This is a genomic window from Ferruginibacter sp., from assembly GCF_031391665.1.
Lineage (GTDB): Bacteria > Bacteroidota > Bacteroidia > Chitinophagales > Chitinophagaceae > Ferruginibacter.
On record NZ_JANMUN010000034.1, the window covers coordinates 1 to 23,402 of the forward strand.

General features: G+C 33.9%; 19 protein-coding genes. All 19 read right to left on the bottom strand.

The window, feature by feature from the left end; genetic code table 11:
• On the bottom strand, nucleotides 1–1,168 hold a 1,168-nt coding region (locus ACY651_RS03175), incomplete at its 3' end, for a heparinase II/III family protein (RefSeq protein WP_462249642.1).
• Nucleotides 1,161–3,317 (bottom strand): bi-domain-containing oxidoreductase, encoded by a 2,157-nt coding sequence (locus ACY651_RS03180; RefSeq protein WP_462249644.1) that lies wholly within the window; start codon nucleotides 3,315–3,317, stop codon nucleotides 1,161–1,163. The genes ACY651_RS03175 and ACY651_RS03180, both read right to left, overlap by 8 nt.
• A 96-nt stretch (nucleotides 3,318–3,413) precedes the next feature.
• Nucleotides 3,414–5,312, bottom strand: a complete 1,899-nt coding sequence (asnB, locus tag ACY651_RS03185) for an asparagine synthase (glutamine-hydrolyzing) (RefSeq protein WP_462249646.1) — start codon at nucleotides 5,310–5,312, stop codon at nucleotides 3,414–3,416.
• Nucleotides 5,313–5,367: 55 nt separating this feature from the next.
• Entirely contained in the window at nucleotides 5,368–6,450 is a 1,083-nt protein-coding gene (locus ACY651_RS03190; RefSeq protein WP_462249648.1) for a glycosyltransferase family 4 protein, read from the bottom strand.
• An 11-nt stretch (nucleotides 6,451–6,461) separates the two neighbouring features.
• The gene (locus tag ACY651_RS03195; RefSeq protein WP_462249650.1) at nucleotides 6,462–7,637 is read right to left on the bottom strand and encodes a glycosyltransferase; all 1,176 of its coding nucleotides are present in this window, start codon (nucleotides 7,635–7,637) and stop codon (nucleotides 6,462–6,464) included.
• A gap of 66 nt (nucleotides 7,638–7,703) precedes the next feature.
• Nucleotides 7,704–9,011, bottom strand: coding sequence for a glycosyltransferase (locus tag ACY651_RS03200; protein WP_462249652.1), 1,308 nt, complete (start codon nucleotides 9,009–9,011; stop codon nucleotides 7,704–7,706).
• A gap of 43 nt (nucleotides 9,012–9,054) precedes the next feature.
• Nucleotides 9,055–10,380, bottom strand: coding sequence for a hypothetical protein (locus ACY651_RS03205; RefSeq protein WP_462249654.1), 1,326 nt, complete (start codon nucleotides 10,378–10,380; stop codon nucleotides 9,055–9,057).
• A gap of 9 nt (nucleotides 10,381–10,389) precedes the next feature.
• A complete protein-coding gene (locus ACY651_RS03210; RefSeq protein WP_462249656.1) occupies nucleotides 10,390–11,556 on the bottom strand; it encodes a hypothetical protein in 1,167 nt (388 codons plus the stop codon).
• Between the two features lie 11 nt (nucleotides 11,557–11,567).
• On the bottom strand, nucleotides 11,568–13,433 hold the full coding sequence (locus ACY651_RS03215; RefSeq protein ID WP_462249658.1) for a carbamoyltransferase family protein: 1,866 nt from the start codon (nucleotides 13,431–13,433) through the stop codon (nucleotides 11,568–11,570).
• A 19-nt stretch (nucleotides 13,434–13,452) separates the two neighbouring features.
• The gene (locus ACY651_RS03220) at nucleotides 13,453–13,602 is read right to left on the bottom strand and encodes a DUF5989 family protein (RefSeq protein ID WP_462220393.1); all 150 of its coding nucleotides are present in this window, start codon (nucleotides 13,600–13,602) and stop codon (nucleotides 13,453–13,455) included.
• A gap of 20 nt (nucleotides 13,603–13,622) precedes the next feature.
• Nucleotides 13,623–14,030, bottom strand: coding sequence for an SxtJ family membrane protein (locus ACY651_RS03225; RefSeq protein ID WP_462249660.1), 408 nt, complete (start codon nucleotides 14,028–14,030; stop codon nucleotides 13,623–13,625).
• Nucleotides 14,031–14,143: 113 nt separating this feature from the next.
• Entirely contained in the window at nucleotides 14,144–15,835 is a 1,692-nt protein-coding gene (locus ACY651_RS03230) for a carbamoyltransferase family protein (protein ID WP_462249662.1), read from the bottom strand.
• 39 nt (nucleotides 15,836–15,874) lie between these two features.
• Nucleotides 15,875–17,101 carry a glycosyltransferase gene (locus tag ACY651_RS03235; protein WP_462249664.1) on the bottom strand — a complete coding sequence of 409 codons (1,227 nt, stop codon included), beginning with the start codon at nucleotides 17,099–17,101 and terminating at the stop codon, nucleotides 15,875–15,877.
• 46 nt (nucleotides 17,102–17,147) lie between these two features.
• Nucleotides 17,148–18,536 carry a lipopolysaccharide biosynthesis protein gene (locus ACY651_RS03240; protein WP_462249666.1) on the bottom strand — a complete coding sequence of 463 codons (1,389 nt, stop codon included), beginning with the start codon at nucleotides 18,534–18,536 and terminating at the stop codon, nucleotides 17,148–17,150.
• Between the two features lie 75 nt (nucleotides 18,537–18,611).
• Nucleotides 18,612–19,517 carry a class I SAM-dependent methyltransferase gene (locus tag ACY651_RS03245; protein ID WP_462249668.1) on the bottom strand — a complete coding sequence of 302 codons (906 nt, stop codon included), beginning with the start codon at nucleotides 19,515–19,517 and terminating at the stop codon, nucleotides 18,612–18,614.
• A gap of 120 nt (nucleotides 19,518–19,637) precedes the next feature.
• On the bottom strand, nucleotides 19,638–20,723 hold the full coding sequence (gene gmd, locus ACY651_RS03250; RefSeq protein WP_462249670.1) for a GDP-mannose 4,6-dehydratase: 1,086 nt from the start codon (nucleotides 20,721–20,723) through the stop codon (nucleotides 19,638–19,640).
• A gap of 28 nt (nucleotides 20,724–20,751) precedes the next feature.
• Nucleotides 20,752–21,699, bottom strand: a complete 948-nt coding sequence (gene fcl, locus ACY651_RS03255; RefSeq protein ID WP_462249672.1) for a GDP-L-fucose synthase — start codon at nucleotides 21,697–21,699, stop codon at nucleotides 20,752–20,754.
• Entirely contained in the window at nucleotides 21,696–22,238 is a 543-nt protein-coding gene (locus ACY651_RS03260) for a transcription termination/antitermination NusG family protein (RefSeq protein WP_462249674.1), read from the bottom strand. Before ACY651_RS03260 ends, fcl begins: the two co-directional genes overlap by 4 nt.
• A 193-nt stretch (nucleotides 22,239–22,431) precedes the next feature.
• Nucleotides 22,432–23,402, bottom strand: a 971-nt coding sequence (locus tag ACY651_RS03265) for a polysaccharide biosynthesis tyrosine autokinase (protein ID WP_462249676.1), incomplete at its 5' end; no start/stop codon positions are given.

Here is a 23,402-nt window from a genome sequence, read left to right on the forward strand (position 1 = left end):
CCTTAACTGAATCGTATATTTCTCTGCCTTTTTCCCCAAATAAAAGCTGGTTCTTTATATCGAATCCGTTTGATTTTGATTTAAGAACAGGATCATTAAAAATGATAGCTCCCGAAGTTAGTATGGATTTAAAATTATTAAAACTTTCTTCCGGATCAACAATAAAACATTTACCATCATCTTCATCGCCGTACTTGGGGAAATTTCCTTTGCAATCGAGAAAACTGCAGATATAATTAAATATTTGATGCAGCTGCTCTTTATACTGTTTTGAAAAAGGGTGGTTTGAATTTTCGCCGGCAATGTATGCAAGCAGAAAAAAATCGGTGATAAACTGAATATATTCTGCTGCCTCTTCTTTATTTACCCCATTTTTAGAATGCTGATTAATAATTTCAGCTTCGAGACCTTTTTGTGAATAGTTGATCCATTTTCCTGATTCTTTAAAAGACCATTTTACCGAAGCAATAAACAGGCCAGCATACTCCGAAATTAAATGGTTGTTTGCAGAAGAATATTTAGAAGGATTTTTATAAGAATATACACAATGCTGATGTATCAATGGCAACCAATCATCGGTAACAAATGATTTAAACGCATCATTTTTTGTAACAAGTTCATCGGCATTGATTACTTCCCAGCAAAGAAACCAGTTTATCAAGCGCAGGTTTACTTCTATATTACTGTACCAGTTTACGCCTGACAGGTAGGGGTTACTTTTTTTCCACGATCTAATAATTTCTATAAAGCGGTTAAGTTCTACTGCATCATTTGTTTGCTGATACTTAATTGCTATTTGCATTAAAAACTGCAGGCGGTTTATTTCCCAAACACATTTTGCCGAAAGATCAGCATCTTTTCTGATGCTTATTTTTTTTGAAAATGACAAAGGAAAACTTTTTCCGGAAAAAATATCTTTGTGCCAGTCTGCTGGCTGCATATTTTCATAATTAAACTTCTTTCCAAAAATATTTACCTCATTAGTATGATGCAGCACTTTATCAAAACCCGGTTGCAATATCCTTTGCAATGGCACTAAAGGCAAAGGAGGTGAAATTTTATTTTGATAAAATTTTTGCTCCAGTTGCTTTACTATCATTTGCTTTATCCTGTAAGGGAATTCAGCAATGGAAAAAGTTTTAAGTCTGTTTATGTAGAAATTACTCATTTATCAGGTCTTCTATTGATACTGTACAATTTCTTTTTGTTTGAATACTTTCTACAGCTAAAATTGCAGCGTATGTATTTAACAGAAGCGCATTAAAAGGTATAGGAGCTGTTGCTGTTTTGATTGCTTTTGCTAACACCGACATTTCTTCTTTTTGTCCTTTATCAATCATAAAAAATTGTTTTTTAGATGATCCCCCATCTTTAAAAACAGTTACCGTTTTAAAATTGTCGAACTCAATATTTGTTCTGTACCCGGTAATAAGAATTTTTTCTTTTGAATACTTTTTATCGCCATCTGCCAGGTAAGCAATAACACAACTTGAACCGTTGCTGAATTTAATGGTAATAAATGTATTGTCCTGCTCGGGCATTCCGCCAGCAGCTGTTGAGGTTGCGAAAACTTCTACAGGATCCGCATCCAGTAAATATTGCACTGTATCAATAAAATGACTTACCTCACCAATTATTCTGCCGCCCTGCTCCGGCGACTGGTACCATTTATCCATTGGTATAAAACCTGCGTTTACCTGGTAATAAACAGAGTAGGCAATATTGTTTTTCAATTGCTTTTTAAGATATTGAACAGATGAAGCGTAGCGCCTGTTATAACCAACCATCAGCAATTTTTCTTTAGCCAGATAACTTTTTGCTATTGCCTTCAATTCTGCAACTGATATTGCCAAAGGTTTTTCTACATAAACATTTTTGTCTTTATCTAATGAATCAATTACCATTCTGGCGTGCTGGTTATGGCGTGTTGCAATAACCACAGTATTTATTTCAGCATCAGAAAGCATCTCCTGGTAATCGGTAGTGGCATATTTAAAACCAAATTTTTGGGCTTTATCTTTTGCATTTATACCTGTAGCAGTAGCAATGCCAATTAAGTTGGCTTCTTCTTTTAAAAACGGCATCAGCATTGTGCTGGCATAATTTCCTGCACCAATTACACCAATATTTGCCTTACCCGATTTTGTTATTGCTTTAGTAGCAATGTTTACCCTTTTTGTTTTTGTATCAATATCGGCATCATACTTTAATACCACTCCCAAATAATCTTCTTTGCCTTCTTTAATATCTAAAAAAACTTTTTCAGAATCATTAAAACTAAATTGGTGGGTGATAAGTTTTGAAAAATCTATTTTGCCATCTTTTAAAAGTTGCAAAATAGACATCATGTTACGTTGCTCTGTCCACCTTACATGGCCTACCGGGTAATCAATTCCTTTTTCTTCATACACGGGGTCGTATCTTCCCGGACCGTAAGAACAGGAAAATCTAAAATCCAGTTCTTTATGATAATACAGATCCCATGGTAAATCCATTTTTGTAATTCCAATATCAACAATTTTTGCTTTGTTTCTTGCAATTTTTCCTGCAAGAATAATAGGATCGTTGCTTTGTGTACCAGTTGTTATAATCACTGCATCGCATCCAAAGCCGTTGGTAAGTGAACCAATCTCTTCTTCAAAATTGGTTTTTGTTGCAGCCTGAGCAAAATAGGCACCGTTACTTATAGCAAGATCGCATTTGCTTTGTGAAATATCAAAACCAAAAGCCCTGCAACCATTAGCATTTATTATTTGAATCAATATTTGGCCTAATAGCCCTAAACCAATTACTGCAACATTTTCTCCAATGGCAGATTCTGTTTGCCTGAAACCCTGCATTGCTACCGATGCAATGGTAGAAAACGAAGCATCTTTTAGCTCAACCCCATCGGGTACTTTTGCACAAAGATTTTTTGGTATAAAATTTACTTCGGCATGGTTGGCATAGCCGGCTCCGCCACATGCCACCATATCTCCTTTTTTTAAATTTTCTACACCTTTGCCTACTTCAATTACTTCACCTACCAAACTATATCCCAGCGGCGACATAGAATCCAGTTTGTTCATCACTTTTCTATACGTTGCCACAGGCCCCAATTGCGTAAGTGTATTTAAAACATCTTTTACCTGCTCGGGCTTTTTCTTAGCCATTTGAAAATAGCTGAGATCCGCATTTTTTAATTTCATTATTTCTGTACCCACACTTATGGCGGAGTAAACAGTTTTTACTAAAACCCCACCCGCCTTACAAACTGGCACTGGCAATTCTTCTATTGTTAACGAATTTTTTCTTATGTTTTGTGCTAATTGTTTCATCCTGCTTTAATAATTATTTTGTACCTGTAAATAGAAAAGAATTGATACTTGGTTTTATTTTTTAAAATTGTGTTGCGATGCTTTTATCTGTTTCTTTTATGGATTTTTATCCAGGTATTCCCTGCACCATAATTCCAGTGTTAGTAATTGGTAAATTTGATAAGCATTGTCATCTGTACTGTTACGGTCGTTATCAATAATTTTTTTTACAAACTCAAAATTAAAAAATCCCCTTTTTTCTATATTTTCTTTTGAAAGTAATTCATCCACCATGCTTTTTAAATCATCCGAAATCCACGAACGGATAGGGGCACCAAAAGATGCCTTTGGCCTGTAAATTATTTTTTTGGGTAAAAATTTCTCTGCTGCTTTTTTCAATATGTATTTTGATTCCCCATCTTTTATTTTAAAATGACCCGGCACCTGCATTGCTTTTGTAATAAGCAGTTTATCAATAAAGGGTACCCTAACTTCTACAGATGCTGCCATTGATGCCCTGTCGGTATAAGTAATATTTAAGCCCAGCATAAACATGCTTAAATCAGTATTGCAAATTTGATTTACAGAATCGTTTTTAAACTTAGCATCAAATATTTTTTTATGTTCCTCATTAATATCATCAATAGCCTTCCAGTAAGAAGGAGTTAGCAGTTCCTTTAGTTCTGCACTGTCGTAATAAGAATAACTTCTCATATAGGCCTGGTGTATGGGCATGTTTGCAAAACCTACAAAACGTTTTGCCCATCTTCCTAATTTAAATCCTTTGCCAAATAATTTAACCGGAAGTAAACCCACTGTTTTTATTGCGGCATATTTAATAAAGCCCGGCAGTTTATTAAACCGCAGTGCCATTAATGTAGCTTTTTGCCGCCTGTAGCCAAAAAATATTTCATCGGCACCCATACCCGATAATAAAACCTTTACCCCTTTTTCTTTTGCTGCTTTACAAATAAGGTAAGTATTAATTGCAGCCGGATCCCCAATTGGTTCATCTAATGTTTTAACCATTGCAGGAAAATCTTTCAATATATCGGGGCTGATTTTTATAACATGGTGATCAAGTTCAAAAGCATCTGCAAGTATTTTGGCGTACTTCTCATCATCGGGCATGCTTTCTACTTTCTGATCTTTATCTGAAGTACCAATTGTAAAAGTTGATAGTTTGGTGTTTGTTTTTTTTGCTATAACAGAGATAAGAGAAGAATCTAATCCCCCACTTAAAAAACTACTTACCGGCACATCGGCTACCATGTGGCGGTTTACAGATTGCTCCACAGCATTTGCAATATCCTGTGCAAGTGTGTTTTCGTTTTGTGATGATTTTATATCTTCTTTTAAATCCCAATATTGTACAAGTTGTATCCCTGTTTCTATATTATAAATTATGTAATGTGCCGGTGGTAATTTGCTGCACCCGTTAAACATAGTTTCGTTACCGGATACCCACCGGTAATTTACACTGCTCACCATTGCTTTGTGGTTAATGCTTTTATTAAATCCCGGTATGCCCACTAATGTTTTTAATTCGGAACTAAATGCAAATGCCCCGTTTATCTGGGTATAAAAAACAGGCTTTATTCCAAAATGATCCCTTACTAAAAAAAACGCTGAGGTATCTTTATTATAAATGGCAAAAGCAAACATGCCGATGAAATAATCAAGGCACTCCACTCCGTATTGTTTATACATTTCAAGAACCACTTCAGTATCGGATGAGCTGATAAATTTTACCTGTTTTTCTGTTTCCAGCTTTTGCTGCAGTTCTTTATAATTATATATTTCGCCATTAAATATTATAGTAAGGTTGTACTTATGAAAAGGCTGGTTACCGGCTTCACTTAAATCTATAATCGAAAGCCTTTGATGTGCCAGTGCAATATAATCATCGCTCCATACAGCCTGATTATCGGGCCCACGGTGCTGCTGCATTTTATTAGCATTTTCTGCTAACTCAATGTTGTTATTAAACCCAATAAAACCAGCGATTCCACACATTAATTTATATTTTAAAAATTATTTTCTCTATACTGGCAACAGTTGTTTAAACTGCTTATGCAGCTTCGTATATTTTATTTAATTCAATAAGGTATTCTTCCGGGTTATAATTTTTAAAAATATAATCCCTTGCGTTTATACTTAATTGCTCCAACAACATCCTGTCGTTTACAAATTTTTCTATTGCTAAATCTATATCCTCAGCCGGGTTTCTGTCAACCAGTATTCCATTTTCGCCAGTTTTTACAACATACTTTATCGACCCTACCCCTGTAACAACGGGCACTAATCCAAAAGACATACTTTCTAACAACGACATTGGAAGCCCTTCAAACAAAGAAGGTAAAAGAAAAATTTCGCAGGTTTTAAATAAGTTGATTTTTGATACTCCTGCAACTACTCCCTTAAATTCAAAATCTTTGCCCAACAATGCTTCAAATTTTTCTACATATGCTTTTTCATCCGGTCCTGCGCCTGCTATATAAAATTTAAAAGGGACCTCTCTTTTTTTTAAGCTGCTTAATGCCTGATAAATATATTCAATTCCCTTGCTTTTAGTAATACGGCCAATAAATAAAATATTAAGTACTTCCTGTTTGTTTACTGTGCGGTTAAACATTTTTGCATCATTTAAGTCAACACAGTTGGGTAAAACTTTCACATTTTTTAAGTTATACTCAGCAGTTATTGCCTGCTGCTCAACCGGGCTTAAAACAATTACAGGTATATTATTGGAAAAAACTTTCTTTAAAATAAACTTCATCCAGCCCGGTGGTTTTGTATTGGTTAAATAATCGCCACCATGCACATGGATGATCATTTTTTTTTTGCACAATTTTGCAAACAGCACCAACGGTGCATCTCTTATAATTGATGGTTTACTTAAGGCAAAATTAAAATGCACCAGTGTTATTTTTTTTTTAGCTGCAATAACAACCATCCAGCTAAATGTTGTTTTTATTATTTTAATTAGCCAGCCTGCATTTCTTTTTTCATTGTCTCTTTTTCCCAGTTCAAAATGCTCATACACGTGACTGCTATTATTATTTATTATAAAGTTGGTTAATGATGATATACCGCTAACGTTGTACTTTGTATCTAAACTGGGGGCTGTAATCAAAATCCTGCTTTCGCTCATTAAAAATCCTTTTATACAGATTGAAAAATTGATAATAATTTCATTCCCACAGTCTCTGAATCAAAAAAACGTTCTGCAGTCTTTCTTGCTTCTATACCAATAGCCTGCCTTTTAGCAGGCTGTTCAATAAGTATAAGTAATGCATCAACCAATGCATCAACCGAATCGGGAGTTATTACCAGTGCATTTACATCATTGAACAGGTAATTGGATACATCCCCAACATTTGTTGCCACCACAGCTTTACCAGACGCTAAAAACTCTCCCAATTTAAAAGGAAAGCCGGCATTAGCAAATTTTGAGTTAACCCTTGTCATACAAAAAATATCACAATCATTTAATAATTCGTAATAAGCTTCATTACTTAAAAATCCTTTGTAAACAATACGGTCTTTATTAATTGCCTTCGCAATTTGTGCGTTTACCCGTTCCATATCCTGCTTGTGGCCAAGGCCGGTAAATATCAATTTTGAAGTGGTATGCACTGTGCTTACTTTATCGAAAGCGCTAATTAAATATTCTAACCCATCTTTTTTACCGAATGACCCGCCGTAAAATATTTGCAGGTTACCGGTTTGTTTTGCAGTACTGTTATTTTTAAAGTAATTTAAATTAACTGTAATAGGAATCAGGTAACAGGGGATTTTATTTTTAGAAAGCACTTGCACCAGTTGATACAAATGTTCGGAAATACCTACCATACCATCAGCAAAATACCTGCAGCGCCTTAAAAGAAACACAGATGTTTTAATTCTGAATTTATTTATAAACCCAACATGAGCTTCAAAACTGTTATCTTCTATAATATCAAAAATAACTTTGTAACCAATAAGCCTGGCATATAAAATAAAAAATATATTCTTAACATCAGGGGCATTGTAATTATAAATAATATTTTTACAGCCTGCCTTTTTTGACCTTTTTAAAAAAGAAAGTCCACCAAATAAAAAACTGAATACTGAAAAAATATTTGACAGCCTGAAGCCGATAACTTTAAAACTTATGTTATTAAGGTTCCCCTGTTTACCAATATTTTCTCTTGTATCTTTTTGATAAATAAGATTACCTACAGTAATTAGTTTTTTTTCTAAAAGTGGGGTTAATAGATTTCTAACCCTGGTTGAGCTGGCCATCCCGTCAAAACACGAAACCCCCATTACCACTATATTACATTCGCCAGCATTCATATTTACAATATTGTGGTGCTATAACGATTTTTCATTTTATATTATTGTTGTAATTATCAGGTGGGGTTATACAAATAAAAAGCTTTTTCTAAAATTATCCCTTACTGTTACCGCATCCTCACTGTCAATAGCAATTTGCTGTGCTTTTGCTGCCAGTTCACTTCTTAATGCCATATTATTGTACAATTCTGTTATTGCTCTACATAATGCGGTATTATTATTTTCTGTTACTACATAACCCCATTTATCTTTAAGGGCATACTTAGTAAGTCCGGTTCTTTCATCGCCATATACTAAAATAGGTGTGCCGGAAATCATGTATTCGCTTACTTTGGTAGGGAAAGAATATTTTAAAAATTTTACACTGTTTTCATCAAAATCCTGGGGAAGCAATAATAAATCTACAGTAGAAAATTTTGCAGGAAGTGCTGAGTAAGCTATTGGTTTTACCCATTTTACAAACTCATTTTGCTCCACCAGTTTATTTAACTCTTCCTGTTCGCCTGTTTGAATTTCAAAAATAATATTTTTATTAGTTTTTGCAATTTCATTTACCGCATTAGCTATATCTGCAATTGATTTTTCTATACCAAAACCAATACGGCCTGCGTAAAGTATAATAAATTTATCTTTGATATTATAATCTTTTACAGCTTTTGGTTTCCAGTAATTAATATCTATTGGGTTATGAAATGGTATAAAATTTTTATTATACCGTAGTTTATATTCATCAGTCATGGCTTCTCCTATACTCATTAGCACTGTAGATTTATTCACCAGTTTCCTAAAAGCCTTATCAATAACATTTTGCCAGTACCTGTATAAAATACCCGGTTTATTTATTGTAAGCGGCCAATCATCCATCATATGTATTGCCACAGGCTTTTTAAGCGCCTCATGAATATCATCCGTAAATTTTATCAATTCCAGCGATGCTAACTGGGTGTAAATTACATCGGGCTTATATTCATTTAACCATAAAGCAAATTCGGGTGTAATTTTTAATTTATAAAAAACATTGTATAATCCAAAAAAGTGCAACAATGCAGTTAATACCCTGTGCAAAATTTTATAATTACCGCTTTTTACCGGTTCAACTTTGTCCGGGGTATCTGTTGCGGTTACAATCGGTATAATGCCACATTTTATTTTGGGTAAAATAATATTAAATGGAAAAGGGTGCAGTTTATTATTGTATCCCAATTGATAATAGGTATCACAAACCGATGTATCTAAATCATTATACAAATTTGAGTTTGAAGCTACGGCAAGTTTATCTTTTGGCCACCCTGTAAATAAATTAGAAATCGTTACACCACCACCGCTTTTTTTATTGAATGATTGCCCTACTATTAAAATTTTAGGATAAATCATTTTTACAATTTTTGATAGTCATAATTTTAAAAGCAGCTTCTTTTTAGCCCTTCTGTTTATTCAATGCGTTCTTTATCTCCATATCATCCATCCCGGTAATTTTTTTGGAATAACAAATACCAACACATAGCCAAAGCAGCACAAAGTGCATACTAAACCCTGTACCTATTGTTGGATATAAATATACTATCCATAATAAAATAAACATCCCTGCCCCTTTAGATAATATATTTATTGATTTAAACAATCCTCTGTAAAGTGCCGGTATAAGTACAGCAAGCAATAACCCCAGGCTTAATATGCCCCCTTTTAAAATAATTTGCAAATAACCGGTTTCTATAACGTCTCTGTAACCTGATGGATCGTTAACATTAATCACAATAGGACAATAATAATTACCATTTATCCCCTTACCAATTAACCAATCCCTCGATGTCATACTAACCGACATATACTGTTCAACACCAGATCTTGTGTCTTCATCGCCTCTTTTTTCAAGATGATCAAACATTCCGGGTACTTTCATGCCAGACATAAAAACCGTACTGAGAAAAACTAAAATCACCGCCATAAAAATAATCAGCGCCTTTTTTTTTGTGCCAATCAGGTAAACCATTCCGGCACCTAAAATTGTAGTTAAACACAAAAACATTGATCCTCTTCTTGCCCGGTAAATTAAAAAATAAAGTGATACTGCAAGTACAAGAAATGAAAATAACAGTTTTGGTTTAGTATGATAAAGATAAGTTAGCAATATAAAACCACTTGAAAAGGCTAAAAATCCAAAAAGGTTTTCCATGTACACAAGGCTCTGTGTATTCATCCAGTCTTCATCAAGTATAATATCAATAAATATTAAACTGCAAATAATAAAAGAAGCGCCTAAAATTAAAATGATAGTAAATGCTTTTTTATAAGTCGCTATATTCCGGGGCAGTAATACCACTAACGGAACAAAATAAGGTATTACACCATAAGTAACATCTAAAAATAATTTTTTTAAAGAATTAAAATCAAAAGCCACGCCCCTTACAATAATAGTTAAGGTGTAAAAAAAATAAACCCTGAAAATATTTTCTAAATACTTGTCATCGAATTTAAATTTCATCAGCTCCGTTGCACCAACTATCATAATAATGTATCCCAATATCTGAAATGCCTGGCAAAGGGCGGCACCAATATACTTATCATCAGTAGTAGAAAAGTAATAACTTATTATACTCAGCAAAAAACCATACCAGAAAAGATTAAGACTTTTCTGTTTTTTTTTAGAAACGGTAAATGGATTATCTACTGAAAATACTGGCGCTTTCGGCTTAAAATTAACCCTGCTGTTTATATTACGCTGTATAGTTGGCTTGGTTAGCATTCTATAATACTAATTTTTTTTAAACGTTTTTTGTTGTTTCGCATTTATATCCTGCAACAAAAACTTACTTAATGCATGGCCTGCTTTACTATGTCCGCTATTTATCCAATGCCCTCCGCCAGCTTTAACATAATCTTTATCATAAAACTGTTCAATGTTTTCAATATACTTTATTGATAGCCCTTTTAAAATTTCAACAGCGTTTAAATAATTTTTATCTTTTGATTTTAAATCATTGTCGCCGGGAATAACACAAACAATTAACTCAGCATTATTTTCTTTTGTGTAATTATCAAGTTCCTGTAAGTATTGCTTTGTCATTTTATATTCCTGTTCTTCCACCCTTGCCTTATTGCCGCTTAACCTGTTTACTACTTTGGCTTTCATATCTTTTATGAAAGAAATAAATCTGCTTCGTATCAATACCTTTTGAAATACATTTAGTTCTTCCACAGGATAACTGCCTGTAGCCTTTTTAAAGGCTTCGCTTTTGGAAATTTTAAATGCCTTAAAATCTTTGTCATAATCATATAAGTTATAACAAGATGCCAGGTTATTAAATACCAAATTATCAAACGGCAATAAATTATCTGTAAAATCATTACCAGTGTAAAAACCTAATACAACATAATTGGATTTTTGAAGCGGAAGATATTTTTTTACAGTAAAAAGGGCGTGGTTGGTCCCCGTTGCCGGCACACCTGTATTCCAAACTAAACCCGGATAAACTTTTTTAATCTCGTTTTCAAATACATCAACATAAGAACTGTCCACATCTGCAGAAGCACCCCAGGTAAAACTATCGCCAGCAAATAATACTTTTAAAGAATCACTTGCAGCAGAAATTTCGGTAAAATTATCCCTGTCGTGATAACCTTCGTTATTAACAATACTTAACCTGTTATAATACCACTTTTCATTTTTAAAAAAATCTGCATCGGCTTTACCCAACTGTTTGGCTACATACCTTGGGCCGTTAGTAGAATCGCATGTCCACCATTTTGCCTGCTCAAGCGAAAAGCTTTTCATTTTAGTGTAGGTGGATGGGTAATGAAAGACAGCCAGCAATACCTCGGCAATAATAAAAATGATGGCAAATAAAAACAATAAGGTGAAGAAAATAAATTTTATCTTTTTTCCCTTGGCCATCTTGCTTTTTGCATTTGCTTCCTGCATACAAAATAGTTTTAGTCCAGTTTAAATTCTTCTTTCCAGTTGGTATCGTTTTGTAATTTCTCCTGTTTCGTTTTATCAAAAACAAAATTGCCTACTGCTAAAAAATCCATTTCGGTACGCATAAAGCACCTGAATGCATCATCGGGTGTACAAACAATAGGTTCTCCACGTACATTAAAACTTGAGTTTACCAATAAGCCGTAACCAGTTTGATTTTTAAATTCATTAATCAAATTCCAGTAACGGGGATTAGTTTTTTTACTAACACTTTGTATCCTTGCTGAATAATCTACGTGTGTAACAGATGGAATATCTGAACGAAGGTGATACAAGCGATCCATCATTTCCAGAGAATCGTAGTTAGCCGGTAAAGGCTTAAGGTGTTTTGGTTGTACAGGCATTACCACCAGCATATAGGGCGATGGCTTGTCTAATACAAAATATTCATTTATATCTTCTTCCAAAACAGATGGCGCAAAAGGCCTGAAGCCTTCACGGTACTTTATTTTAAGATTCATTTTCTTCTGCATCTCAGGGTTTCTTGCATCGCCTAAAATACTACGGCCGCCTAAAGCTCTTGGGCCATATTCCATTCTACCCTGAAACCATCCTACTACATTTCCTTCTGCTAATTTTGCAGCTACTACTTTGGTAAGGTCATCAAAATTTTCGTAATAGTTATATTTGCCTCCGTATTTTCTTACCATGCCCATTACTGCTTTTTCATCATACTCCGGGCCCAGATAAGCTCCCTTCATTGCATCAGCAACGGTTTTATCAACTATTCTTTTTTCTCCTTTCCATAAATACCAGCCTAAATATGCTGCACCCAATGCGCCACCGGCATCACCCGAAGCTGGTTGTATCCAAATTTCTTTGAACATACCTGTTTCAATTAGTTTTCCGTTTGCAACACAGTTTAACGCAACTCCACCCGCCATTACCAGGTTATCGCTATTGGTTAGTTTTTTTGCAGTAGCTGCTAATTTTATAACAATCTCTTCTGTTATTTGCTGAATGGCCAAAGCCATATTCATATAATCCTGGCTTATTTCAGATTCAGGGTTTCTTGGTGGAATGCCAAACAACGTTGTCCATTTAGCGTTATTCGTCATTTTTAATCCTGTTGCATAATCAAAGTATTTCATGTTCAACAGTATCGACCCATCTTCCCTTACATCAACCAGTTCTTTTAAAGTTTTTTCTTTAAACTCTTTTGTTTGTGGCGAGCCTGGGTTACCGTAAGGTGCTAAACCCATTAATTTATATTCGCCGCTATTTACTGTAAAGCCGGTGTAATAAGTAAAAGCAGAATATAACAAACCTATGGAGTGAGGAAAGTGTAATTCTTTGAGCATAGTAATTTTATTATCCTTACCATGGCCAATAGTTGTGGTTGCCCACTCTCCCACACCATCAACGGTTAATATGGCTGCATCATCAAATGGAGAGGGATAATAAGCACTGGCAGCATGCGATAAATGATGCTCAGGAAATAAAATGGGCATTTTTTTTGCATCGCCAATTTTCTTCAGTTCATCTCTAAGCATCTTTTTCATAAAGAGCTTTTCTTTTATCCAAACCGGCACTGACGTAAGAAAACTTGTTAATCCCTTTGGTGTAAAAGCATGATAGGTTTCCAGCAACCTCTCAAACTTAATAAATGGTTTATCGTAAAACGCCACTGCAGTAAGATCTTTAAATTCAATTCCTGCTTCGCTTAATACATACTTTACTGCTTCATGAGGAAAAGCCGAATCGTGTTTTTTACGGGTGAACCTCTCTTCGTGAGCAGCTGCTATTATTTCTCCATCGCATACTATAGCTGCAGCACTATCGTGATAGTACGCAGAAATTCCTAAAATAAATGTGGCCAATGCTTTATTATTTTTTAAATTAAAAAAGAGTGTAAATAAACGGTGCAATTGCAGAACCTGCAGAAAGTACAATTAACACACCAAATATTAATAACACTATAATAAGTGGTAATAACCAGAACTTTTTTCTAACTTTTAAAAAAGCCCATAATTCACGTAAAAATTCCATGATAAATTTATTTTAGTAGCTTAAAAAGGATTTTTGATATCGTCGGCTGTAAACTCATGATTACGGGTAACCATTACCGATGATGTACTATTTTTAAACCCCTTAAGGTTTAAAGCATCTTTACCCATTGCCCGCCTTACTATACCAACAGGTAATAAAATTACAATGTACACTACGGATAACAGGATTTTTGAAACTATCATTCCCAGTAAATTTGTTAACCCAAGCCAAAGTGTGGCAAAATAAAAATGATAATAAAACATTGGAAATGCCATATTAATAACTAAAACGGGAATGGCTATTTCATAGTAAATAATTTTCTTGGTAAAAAACCCCAGCAAAAGGCAAATAAGCGTCATTGCCATGCCCGTATCCGAGGCCTCCTTTTTTGAAATTGATTGCGGGAAGATTTTATTTAAAAATTTCATTATCCTGTTGTGTTTATTATTTAAACTTTAAAACTTGCTGCTTTACAATATTAACACTGCTTGCTAAACCTGGTTAATTAATATATTGCACCAATAGAAGACTAATTATCTGTTTACTTCGAAACATAATAGTTACCAATAAATAAAGCATCAATCCCTGAATCATAAAAACACCTTATTGCTTCTTTAGGGTTATTTACAATTGATTCTCCCATTACATTAAAAGAAGAATTTAAAACAATGCTTTCGCCGGTAATTTTTCCAAACTCGTTTATCAATTCCCAATACCTTGGGTTGGTTTCTTTTTGCACCATCTGCGGCCTTAATGTTCCATCAACGTGTACAACTGCAGGAATCTTGTCTCTTTTAGCATCCTGAACATCATAAGAAGTTATCATAAAAAATTCATCCTTAAAATCTTTCAAATAATCATGCCTGCTTTCGTAAGTTAACGATGGACAAAACGGCCTGAAACCTTCTCTAAACTTTACCCACGCATTGATGGCATCTTTATTCTCTGCTTTTAAAGGGCTCATTAAAATTGACCGGTTTCCCAATGCCCTTGGCCCGCTTTCCATACGCCCCTGAAACCAGGCTACAATTTTATTTTCGGCTAAAAGCTCAGCAGCTTTTTTTGATGGGTTTTCAACATAGGTATAGTTTATCTTTCTAATTTTTAAAATAGATTCTATTTCCTCATTTGAATATTCAGGGCCTAAATAAAGATGATTAAAATCGTACCCTTTAAATTCATTGTGTTTATAATATTCTAACAGTGCAGCACCAACTGCTAAACCAGAGTCCCCGGGATTTGGATATACATGCTGATCAACGATTATATCCCTGCGGTTATTCCAAATACGCTGGTTTAATTTTACATTAAGCATTACACCACCGGCAAATGCTATATTTTTTACCCCTGTTTTTTTGGCCCAGCCAAAAACAAGGTTCATTATATTTTCTTCCAGTTTTCTTTGTGCCTCTGCAGCAATATCTGCCCTTCCGTATTGCTCAATTAATTTTTCAACTTCTGATGATTCATCAAAATGAAATTGAGTGGAACCACTTTCGCTCCAGAAAAAGCATTCGCCCAGTTCAGATTTTTTTACAAGGTTTTCGTCTTTAAACTCCGGAAAATATTTATCCAGTACACCTTTGCATTTTGTAAAATCACCATAAGGGGCAAGACCCATAGTTTTTCCTTCGCCATCGCCATGTATCCAATGCAAACCTTCGGTAACTACACTGTAGGCCCAACCTACTGATGCTTCTTTGTAATAGCTTTTTAAAAGTTCAATTTTATTTCCTTCTCCCATCCAAATAGAAGTACACATTTCATCACCTGCTCCATCAACTGTAAAAATTAAGCACTTATCGTTATTTTTACGTGTAAAATAAGCGCTTGCCGCATGTGCAAGGTGATGGTTATTATTTATAAATTTACTTTTATCTTTTAATTTATAATTAGGAAAATAAATAGGCAATTTCATTTTAAAAGTACCTGTTGATTTCCCTAATAATGATTTGCCCAGTTGAATGGCAATGTTCTCTACTTTGTTTACATCCAAATCAAAAACGGGTATCAAATCTTTGGGTGTACTTTCCCAGGAGGAGCTAATATAGTTTACCTCGTTAATATCTTTTATACCTGCCTGTTTCAGGCAAAATTCAATAGACTTTAGGGGAGCATTCTCAGAATGTTTAACCCTTGAAAACCTTTCTTCCTGAACATCGGCAATTACTTTACCATCTACTACTATTGCTGCAGACGAATCGTGCCCTTTATGTACCCCTAATACTATCATTTTTTTGTTTTTTTATTTATAAAATATTTGTTTAAGGTTTTAAGATTTTTGTATTTGTTCAAACAATTCCAAATGTTTTTTTATAGTAGCTGCCGGGTAGAAGCCAGGCAGCATATAGCCCTTAAGTTTTTGCTGTAAACAATACTTTACCCCGTTACAAACGTCTTCTGCATCTTTATATTTTGCTAAATAGCCATTTTCTTTATGCTGTATCATATCTGGTATCCCTCCCGTATCAAAACCTACTACAGGTGTACCGCAGCTTAAACTTTCTTGTACTGTAGTAGGTTGGTTGTCGGCCAATGATGGTACAATAAACACATCGGCTGCATTGTACACCAGCATAGTTGAATATTCATCTGCCAAAAAACCCATAAACTTTGTTTTAAATGGTATGCTTGCGGCAATTTCTTTATTATACACACTCCCAAATATCAGTACCAGTATATTTTTGTACGCTTCGTCCTTGTGTAATATTTCTAATGCTTTTTGTAAATACGGCCACCCTTTATACGGGCTGCTTACTGATACAGCTCCAAATGCTATTACAGTTTCATCGGTATTAATATTTAATATTTGCTTAGCCGTTGTTTTATTAAATGGTTTAAATAAAGTATTATCTAACACATTGGGTATATAAAAAATGGGTTTGCTTTTTGTAAGTAACGCCTCTTTTGCACAGTTGTATAACCATTTGCTGGGTGATACAAAGTAAAAATTACTATACTTATTATATAACCGGAGTTTTTTCCTAAACCCTTTGGCCGACAGATCATTTTCTTTATTACCGGGAATCATTTGGCAATTGCTGCATCCGGTTTTGTATTTATCACATGTAAAACTGTAGTGGCAACCACCGGTAATATTCCACATATCATGCATTACTACAATTACTGGTTTTTTAAGCTCCGCTATTTGTGCTATACTGTTATAATTTAAAAAACCATACAATGCCCAGTGTATATAAATAATATCAGCATTCAGTATTTCCGGCAGTTGAGATATATCTGATCCCAATATTGGATAAGAGAATAAACCAAATTCTTTATTATTTTTTTTTAAAAGCCAGGCCTGCATTTTTGCATCTATACGTGATGTATAACGTTGCTTTTTGCCAAGGTATTTTATATTGGCAATAGTAGCAGCCCCGGTCTGGAGTGACACAATACTGGATTGAATGTCCTCCTTTGCAAATGCATTTTGCAGCCTTTGGGCAGAACGGGCTCCTGATTCGGGAGAAAATTGTATTTGTACAACCTTAGTCATCAATCAAAAAAAATAAGTTTATTTTATTTACGCTGGTGAAATATATTTAATTGTACCAAATTTTGGCTGCCGATTTTTTATAAAATATTTTATAAATCTGTAAAGGTGCCACCACATAGCCAAACAAATTGGTAACAATTGATGCAATTAAAACAGATTGTACCCCCCAGTGAAGTTTAGTAATTAATACCCATGTAAGTATTAAAAAGCAAACTGAACTTATAAAGCCTGAAACAAACTGTATTTTTAATGCCCCAATACCATTAATTATATAAACAAATATGCTCCCGAAAATTGATGTAGAAAAATAAATGAGGCAAAGTAAAGAAATATTAAAATCTACATTAACAACGTTTTTACCTACCCACAATTCATAAAATTTATCTGCAAACAATAACATTATTAACCCCAGCAAAACAAAAGGTATCCAAATAAGCAAGTATTTTTTTACAGCATTTTTTATCCATGCAATATCACCTGAATTGTAAGCATCCGTTACTCCGCTCCACAAAGGGCTTAACAAAATCATAAAACCCATCTGCAAAATAGAAAAATACCTGTAAGCAATATTAAACGAGGTTACTTCTGTGGTACCAAAATAACGGGCTATAAAAAATAAACTGGATTCAAACTGTACAATTGCCACAAGCTGCAAAACAAAAAATTTTGAACCCAATTTCATTATATCCTCAGCATATTCTTTTTTCACAAATTTTAAAGAAGGCCTGTAGTCTTTATATTTTGTTTTAAATAGAATAATATTGGCAGCCAGTAAAACAATTATTTGTGAAAAGCCAACCGCAAGCCCTAAATTCATTAAGGTACCGCTGGTTAGTTTAGTCAGAATAAAAATTATTATCAATGACAATAATTGTCCGAGCATATCCAGCAGCGATGACTTTGCAGATTGCTGATCAGCAATTAAAATGGTGCTGATAACTTTAAATATAAACTGAAAACAAAAATAAGTAACTACCAGTATGGCAAGCCGTGATACTTCATTTTCCATCGCCGGTGGAAGGTTCAATATTTTATGCCAGCTTATAAACTGATTAATAAATATCAATATCACCCAAAGAGCAATAAATATCAAGCTGATATAATAATAGGTTGTGCTGATGTAAATCTTAACAACCTCATCATCGCCTTTAGCTTTAGCTTCGGCAAATTTATTTCTCAGGCCATGTGTAAATCCAATATCAAAAAAAGAAAACCATGCAATCATTGAACTTAACGTTAGCCATATACCATACTGAGCGGTATTTATATAATTTATTGTAAGTGGCACTAAAACCAATCCAATTGTTATGCTTACACCTCTGATAAGTAAGGAACCAACAATATTTTTTTTAGCCGCAACACTACGCTTGTGCCCTTTGGTAAAAAAATTAATTCCGTATTGTCTTAAAGCAGATATTTCGCTCTTTATTGACATTTTTTTTTCTTAATTCTGTAAATCACGTTGAATGGGGGTAAAATATTTTAAAAGTTTTTAAACGAATAATTTTGACTATACTTTTTCATAAACTGCCATAATTGAATGCCCTGTAATTTTATCGGCTCTTTTTTCTAAATTTTTGTGAATCGTTTTTTTTAATCCTGATACAGTAAGTAATTGCGTTATTTTGTTTTGTATAAAGTTGCCAAAATATTTTTTCAATTTTACATTAATATACCAATCAAAATGTTGTTTTTGAAGAGGTTCAAAATGTATTGATTTTAATTTAATGTCAAAGTATTTCTCCAGTGATTTCAATGAAAATTCATTCCACAAACCCATATGATGGGGTGGTAAATTCAGCATCACCTGTTCAGATTTCATTAAATCAGAATCATTGTTAGGCACACAAATTATCATTTGGCCGCCTTTTTTTAAACAATCAACCTGCCCTTTTATAAAACTATTTATTGCTGAAATGTGTTCCAGCACCTGAAAGGTGCAAACCAAATCAAATTTTCCTGCATTATTTTTACTGAACTCTTCTATTAAAATATTTTCTATTTTTAAATTGGGCAAATCTAAAACACAGCTCTCATTTAATTCAAGACCAACACAATTTGTGCCCTTCAGTTTATTTATTTGTTTTAAAAAAGCACCCTGGCCACAGCCTACTTCTAAAATATTATGTTCTGGTTTTATAAAATCTAAGCATACCTGGTGCTCCCACTTCCAGGGCATATAATACCACTCAAATTGTTGAAAGTATATGTAAAAATCACTATCGCCGGATATTGTAAATGGATAATAAAACCGGTACCCGGTATCGTTACATTTGTATATCGCTATTTTATCAAGCCCTGAAAAATATTTTTTTACATCAATATCAAAATTTTTACTGTAAGATTTAACTATTTCATCTACAGCTATTTCTTTCACCAGAGTTACGTCGCCTGCATTATTTAATGGGCTTTTCATCTTCAGTTTTTATTAAATTTAAAATTGTGCTTAAATGATGTTACTTGTAAAATGCTTTATTGTAATGCCGGTAAATTTTAATTTAGTTCTAATTATATTACTATGGCTTTTTAAAAATTTCTACCTATGTTTCTTAGCTGCCGTTTCATCAGCTTTTTTTACATCAGCTTCCATCATTTCCTTTACCAGTTCCGCTAAATTGTATTTTGGTTTCCATCCTAATTTTGTTTTTGCTTTAGTTGGATCACCAATTAATAATTCTACTTCTGTAGGTCTAAAATATTCCGGGTCGATAGCTACAACTTCTTTTCCTTTTGGTAATTGGTATTTAGGATTTTTACAAGTACTTACTGTTGCTTTTTCGTTAATGCCTTCTCCTGTAAAATTTAATTCAATTCCCACTTGTTCAAATGCCATTTTAATAAAATCCCTTACACTTGTTGTTATACCAGTTGCAATTACATAATCTTCAGGTTCGTCTTGTTGCAGTATTAACCACATTGCTTCTACATAATCTTTAGCATGCCCCCAATCTCTTTGTGCATTAAGATTACCTAAATACAAAGTATTTTGTAAGCCGTTGGCAATAGCCGCTACAGCCATAGTTATTTTTCTTGTTACAAAAGTTTCGCCGCGTAATGGGCTTTCATGGTTAAATAAAATACCATTGCAAGCATACATATTGTATGCTTCCCGGTAGTTTACAACTATCCAGTAAGCATACAATTTTGCAACGGCATAAGGACTTCTTGGATAAAACGGGGTTGTTTCTCTTTGTGGAACTTCCTGCACTAAACCATATAATTCTGATGTAGATGCCTGGTAAATACGTGTTTTTTTCTCCATTCCTAAAATACGTAAGGCCTCCATTAAACGCAGGGTTCCAATACCATCGGCATTTGCAGTATATTCTGGTGTATCAAAACTTACTTTAACATGGCTCATTGCAGCAAGGTTATATATTTCATCTGGCTGTGTTTCCTGCACAATGCGTATCAGATTGGTACTGTCCGTCATGTCGCCATAATGCAAAGTAAATTTTCCATTGGCTTCATGCCGATCTTGATATAAATGGTCAATACGATCGGTATTTATTAAAGACGAACGTCTTTTTATACCATGTACTTTATACCCTTTTTCTAAAAGTAATTCGGCCAGGTAAGCACCGTCTTGCCCGGTTATACCAGTAATTAATGCAGTCTTCATTATATATTTATTTGGGATATTTCCTTTATCAGGTCAATAAAGGATGATGCTGTTTGGTTAAAAAATTTTGGTAAGCATTTATTAATCCATCTTTAAGTGTGGTTTTATGTTGCCAGCCTAATTTATGAATTTTAGATACATCAAGTAATTTGCGTGGGGTGCCATCTGGCTTGGATATATCAAATTTAAGGTCGCCATCGAAACCGGTAACTTCTTTTACTATTTCAGCTAACTCTTTAATACTGATATCTTCGCCGCAGCCAATATTTACAATTTCTTTTTCATTATAAGTATTCATTAAAAAAAGGCAGGCTTCTGCCAAATCATCTGCATATAAAAATTCACGCCGCGGACTACCCGAACCCCATATCACCACTTCTTTATGTCCTGAAATCTTAGCCTCATGAAATCTGCGTATAAGCGCAGGAAGTACATGTGAATTTTCGGGATGGTAATTGTCATTTATTCCATACAAATTAGTAGGCATAACGCTTATATAATTTGCCCCGTACTGATCCCTGAAACTTTCACATAATTTAATGCCTGCTATTTTTGCAATAGCATAAGGCTCGTTAGTATATTCTAAAGCTCCGGTTAAAAGATATTCTTCTTTAATTGGTTGAGGGGCTAATTTTGGATAGATACATGAACTGCCCAAAAAAAGTAATTTAGTTACATTGTTTTGATAAGCAGCATGTACAATATTTGCTACTATTAAAAGATTGTCATACAAAAAATCGGCCCGGTAAGTATTATTGGCAACAATACCGCCAACTTTTCCTGCAGCAAGAAAAACATAATTTGGTTTTTCCTGAGCAAAAAACTCATCAACTGCTTCCTGATCACGTAAATCAAGCTCCTTAGATGTTTTGTATAACAAATTATTAAAGCCTTGCTTTTCTAAAGCCCTAACTATTGCCGAACCTACTAATCCCCTGTGTCCTGCTATATAAATTTTATCTGTTAAATTCATCATGACTGTGCAAATCTATAATTTTGTATCATTGAGCTTTCCCTTCCAAAAACACTCTCTTCTTTCAGTTTAGCTATCAATGCATAACCTAACGACGGAAGGTTTATTTTTATTGTTTTACTCTTTACTGCAAGTAATACATTTCCTTCTATTTCGTAGGTAGAACGATACATATTGCGTTCAGTAAAATTGTTATTTACAGATAGTTTTTCTAAATTAATATCCTGGTAGCCGCCAGTAACTGTAAATTCTCTTATTGCATTAATTTCTGTTTCATTAATAACTGCGGGCTTTCCCAACCAGTATAAGAGATTAATAACGCCGCCTGTATTTTTAAGCAATGCAGTAGCTTCTTGCTCTGTAGTATATACAAAAACATAAGATTTAAACAAAGGCTTGTAAACCAGTTTATGCCTCCACGTTCGTTGTGCCTCAGCACTAACCAGTGGAATAAAGTTTTCAATTTTCTTTTTTGTTAATAAGGTTGCTACTTTTTTTTCGCTTTGCGGCTTAGTGTAAATTACGTACCAATTCTTCTGCATAACTATTTTTTAAAAAATTAGGAATGTCAGTTAATCGGGATGTTGGAATGGGATAGTTAGTCAGATATTTGGAAAAACAGTTAATTGAGAGGAAATGGATTAATTCTTATAAGGTATGGCTTCGCCAATCTCAGTCACAGCCTTATATGAATTGAGTTAAATTTATTTTTCATTAGAGTTGGATATTTTTTTATTAGGATGCTTTTTTTGTTTTGTTACCTCTTTCTTTATTTCCGTAAACATAATCATACCCGTAACCATAATTATTTTTAAATACCCCTCTTGTTTTAACACCATTAAAAATAATTGCAGGGTTATTAATTGGATTGATCTGATTATTTTCGTCAATACGCTTGACAAGCATTTTAGGGGTGTAATCATGTCTAATTACATATAGCGTAGCATCACACATTTCTGATAATATATAAGCATCGGTAACCAATACTGCAGGTGATGTATCTATAATAACCATATCAAAATTACTTTCTAAATAATCAATTAAAGACTTAACAGTACCATTAGCCAATAATTCTGTTGGGTTTTCCGGCAAACTGCCTGCAGCAACAAAATACATGTTTTCGTGGTCACCTAGTTTATTGATAATTTCTGCCGGTTTTTTTTCTCCTTCTAAAAACTCAGTTATACCATGCTCGTAATTAACACCCAATATTTTTGAAAGTGATGGATTATTTAAATCTAAATCAACCAAAACAACTTTTTTACCGGTTAGGGAAAGGCTTACCGCTAAATTTGCAGCAATAAAACTTTTTCCTTCGCCGGATATGCTGGAAGTTAATAATATTTTTTTATGTGAAGCATCAATTCCTAAAAATGATAAAGATATTCTCAATTTTCTAAACTCTTCGGCCACAAAACTCCTTGTACCTTTTTCAATCACAAGCGGGCTGTTTGTTTTTTCAAATGCAATTTCTCCTATTATAGGTATGGAAGTCATTTTCTCTATTTCATTTCTGTATCTGATTTTTCCTGTAAAAGCATCTTTCATAAAAATAAACCCAACAAATAAACCAAAAGCTCCAATAAGGGCAACCGCATAGATCATTTTCTTTTTGGGACTCACCGGGTCTTCACCAGCCATAGCTTTATCTACAACCCTGCTATTAGATAAAATTGATGCTAAAGAAAGTTCGGCATCCGATTTTT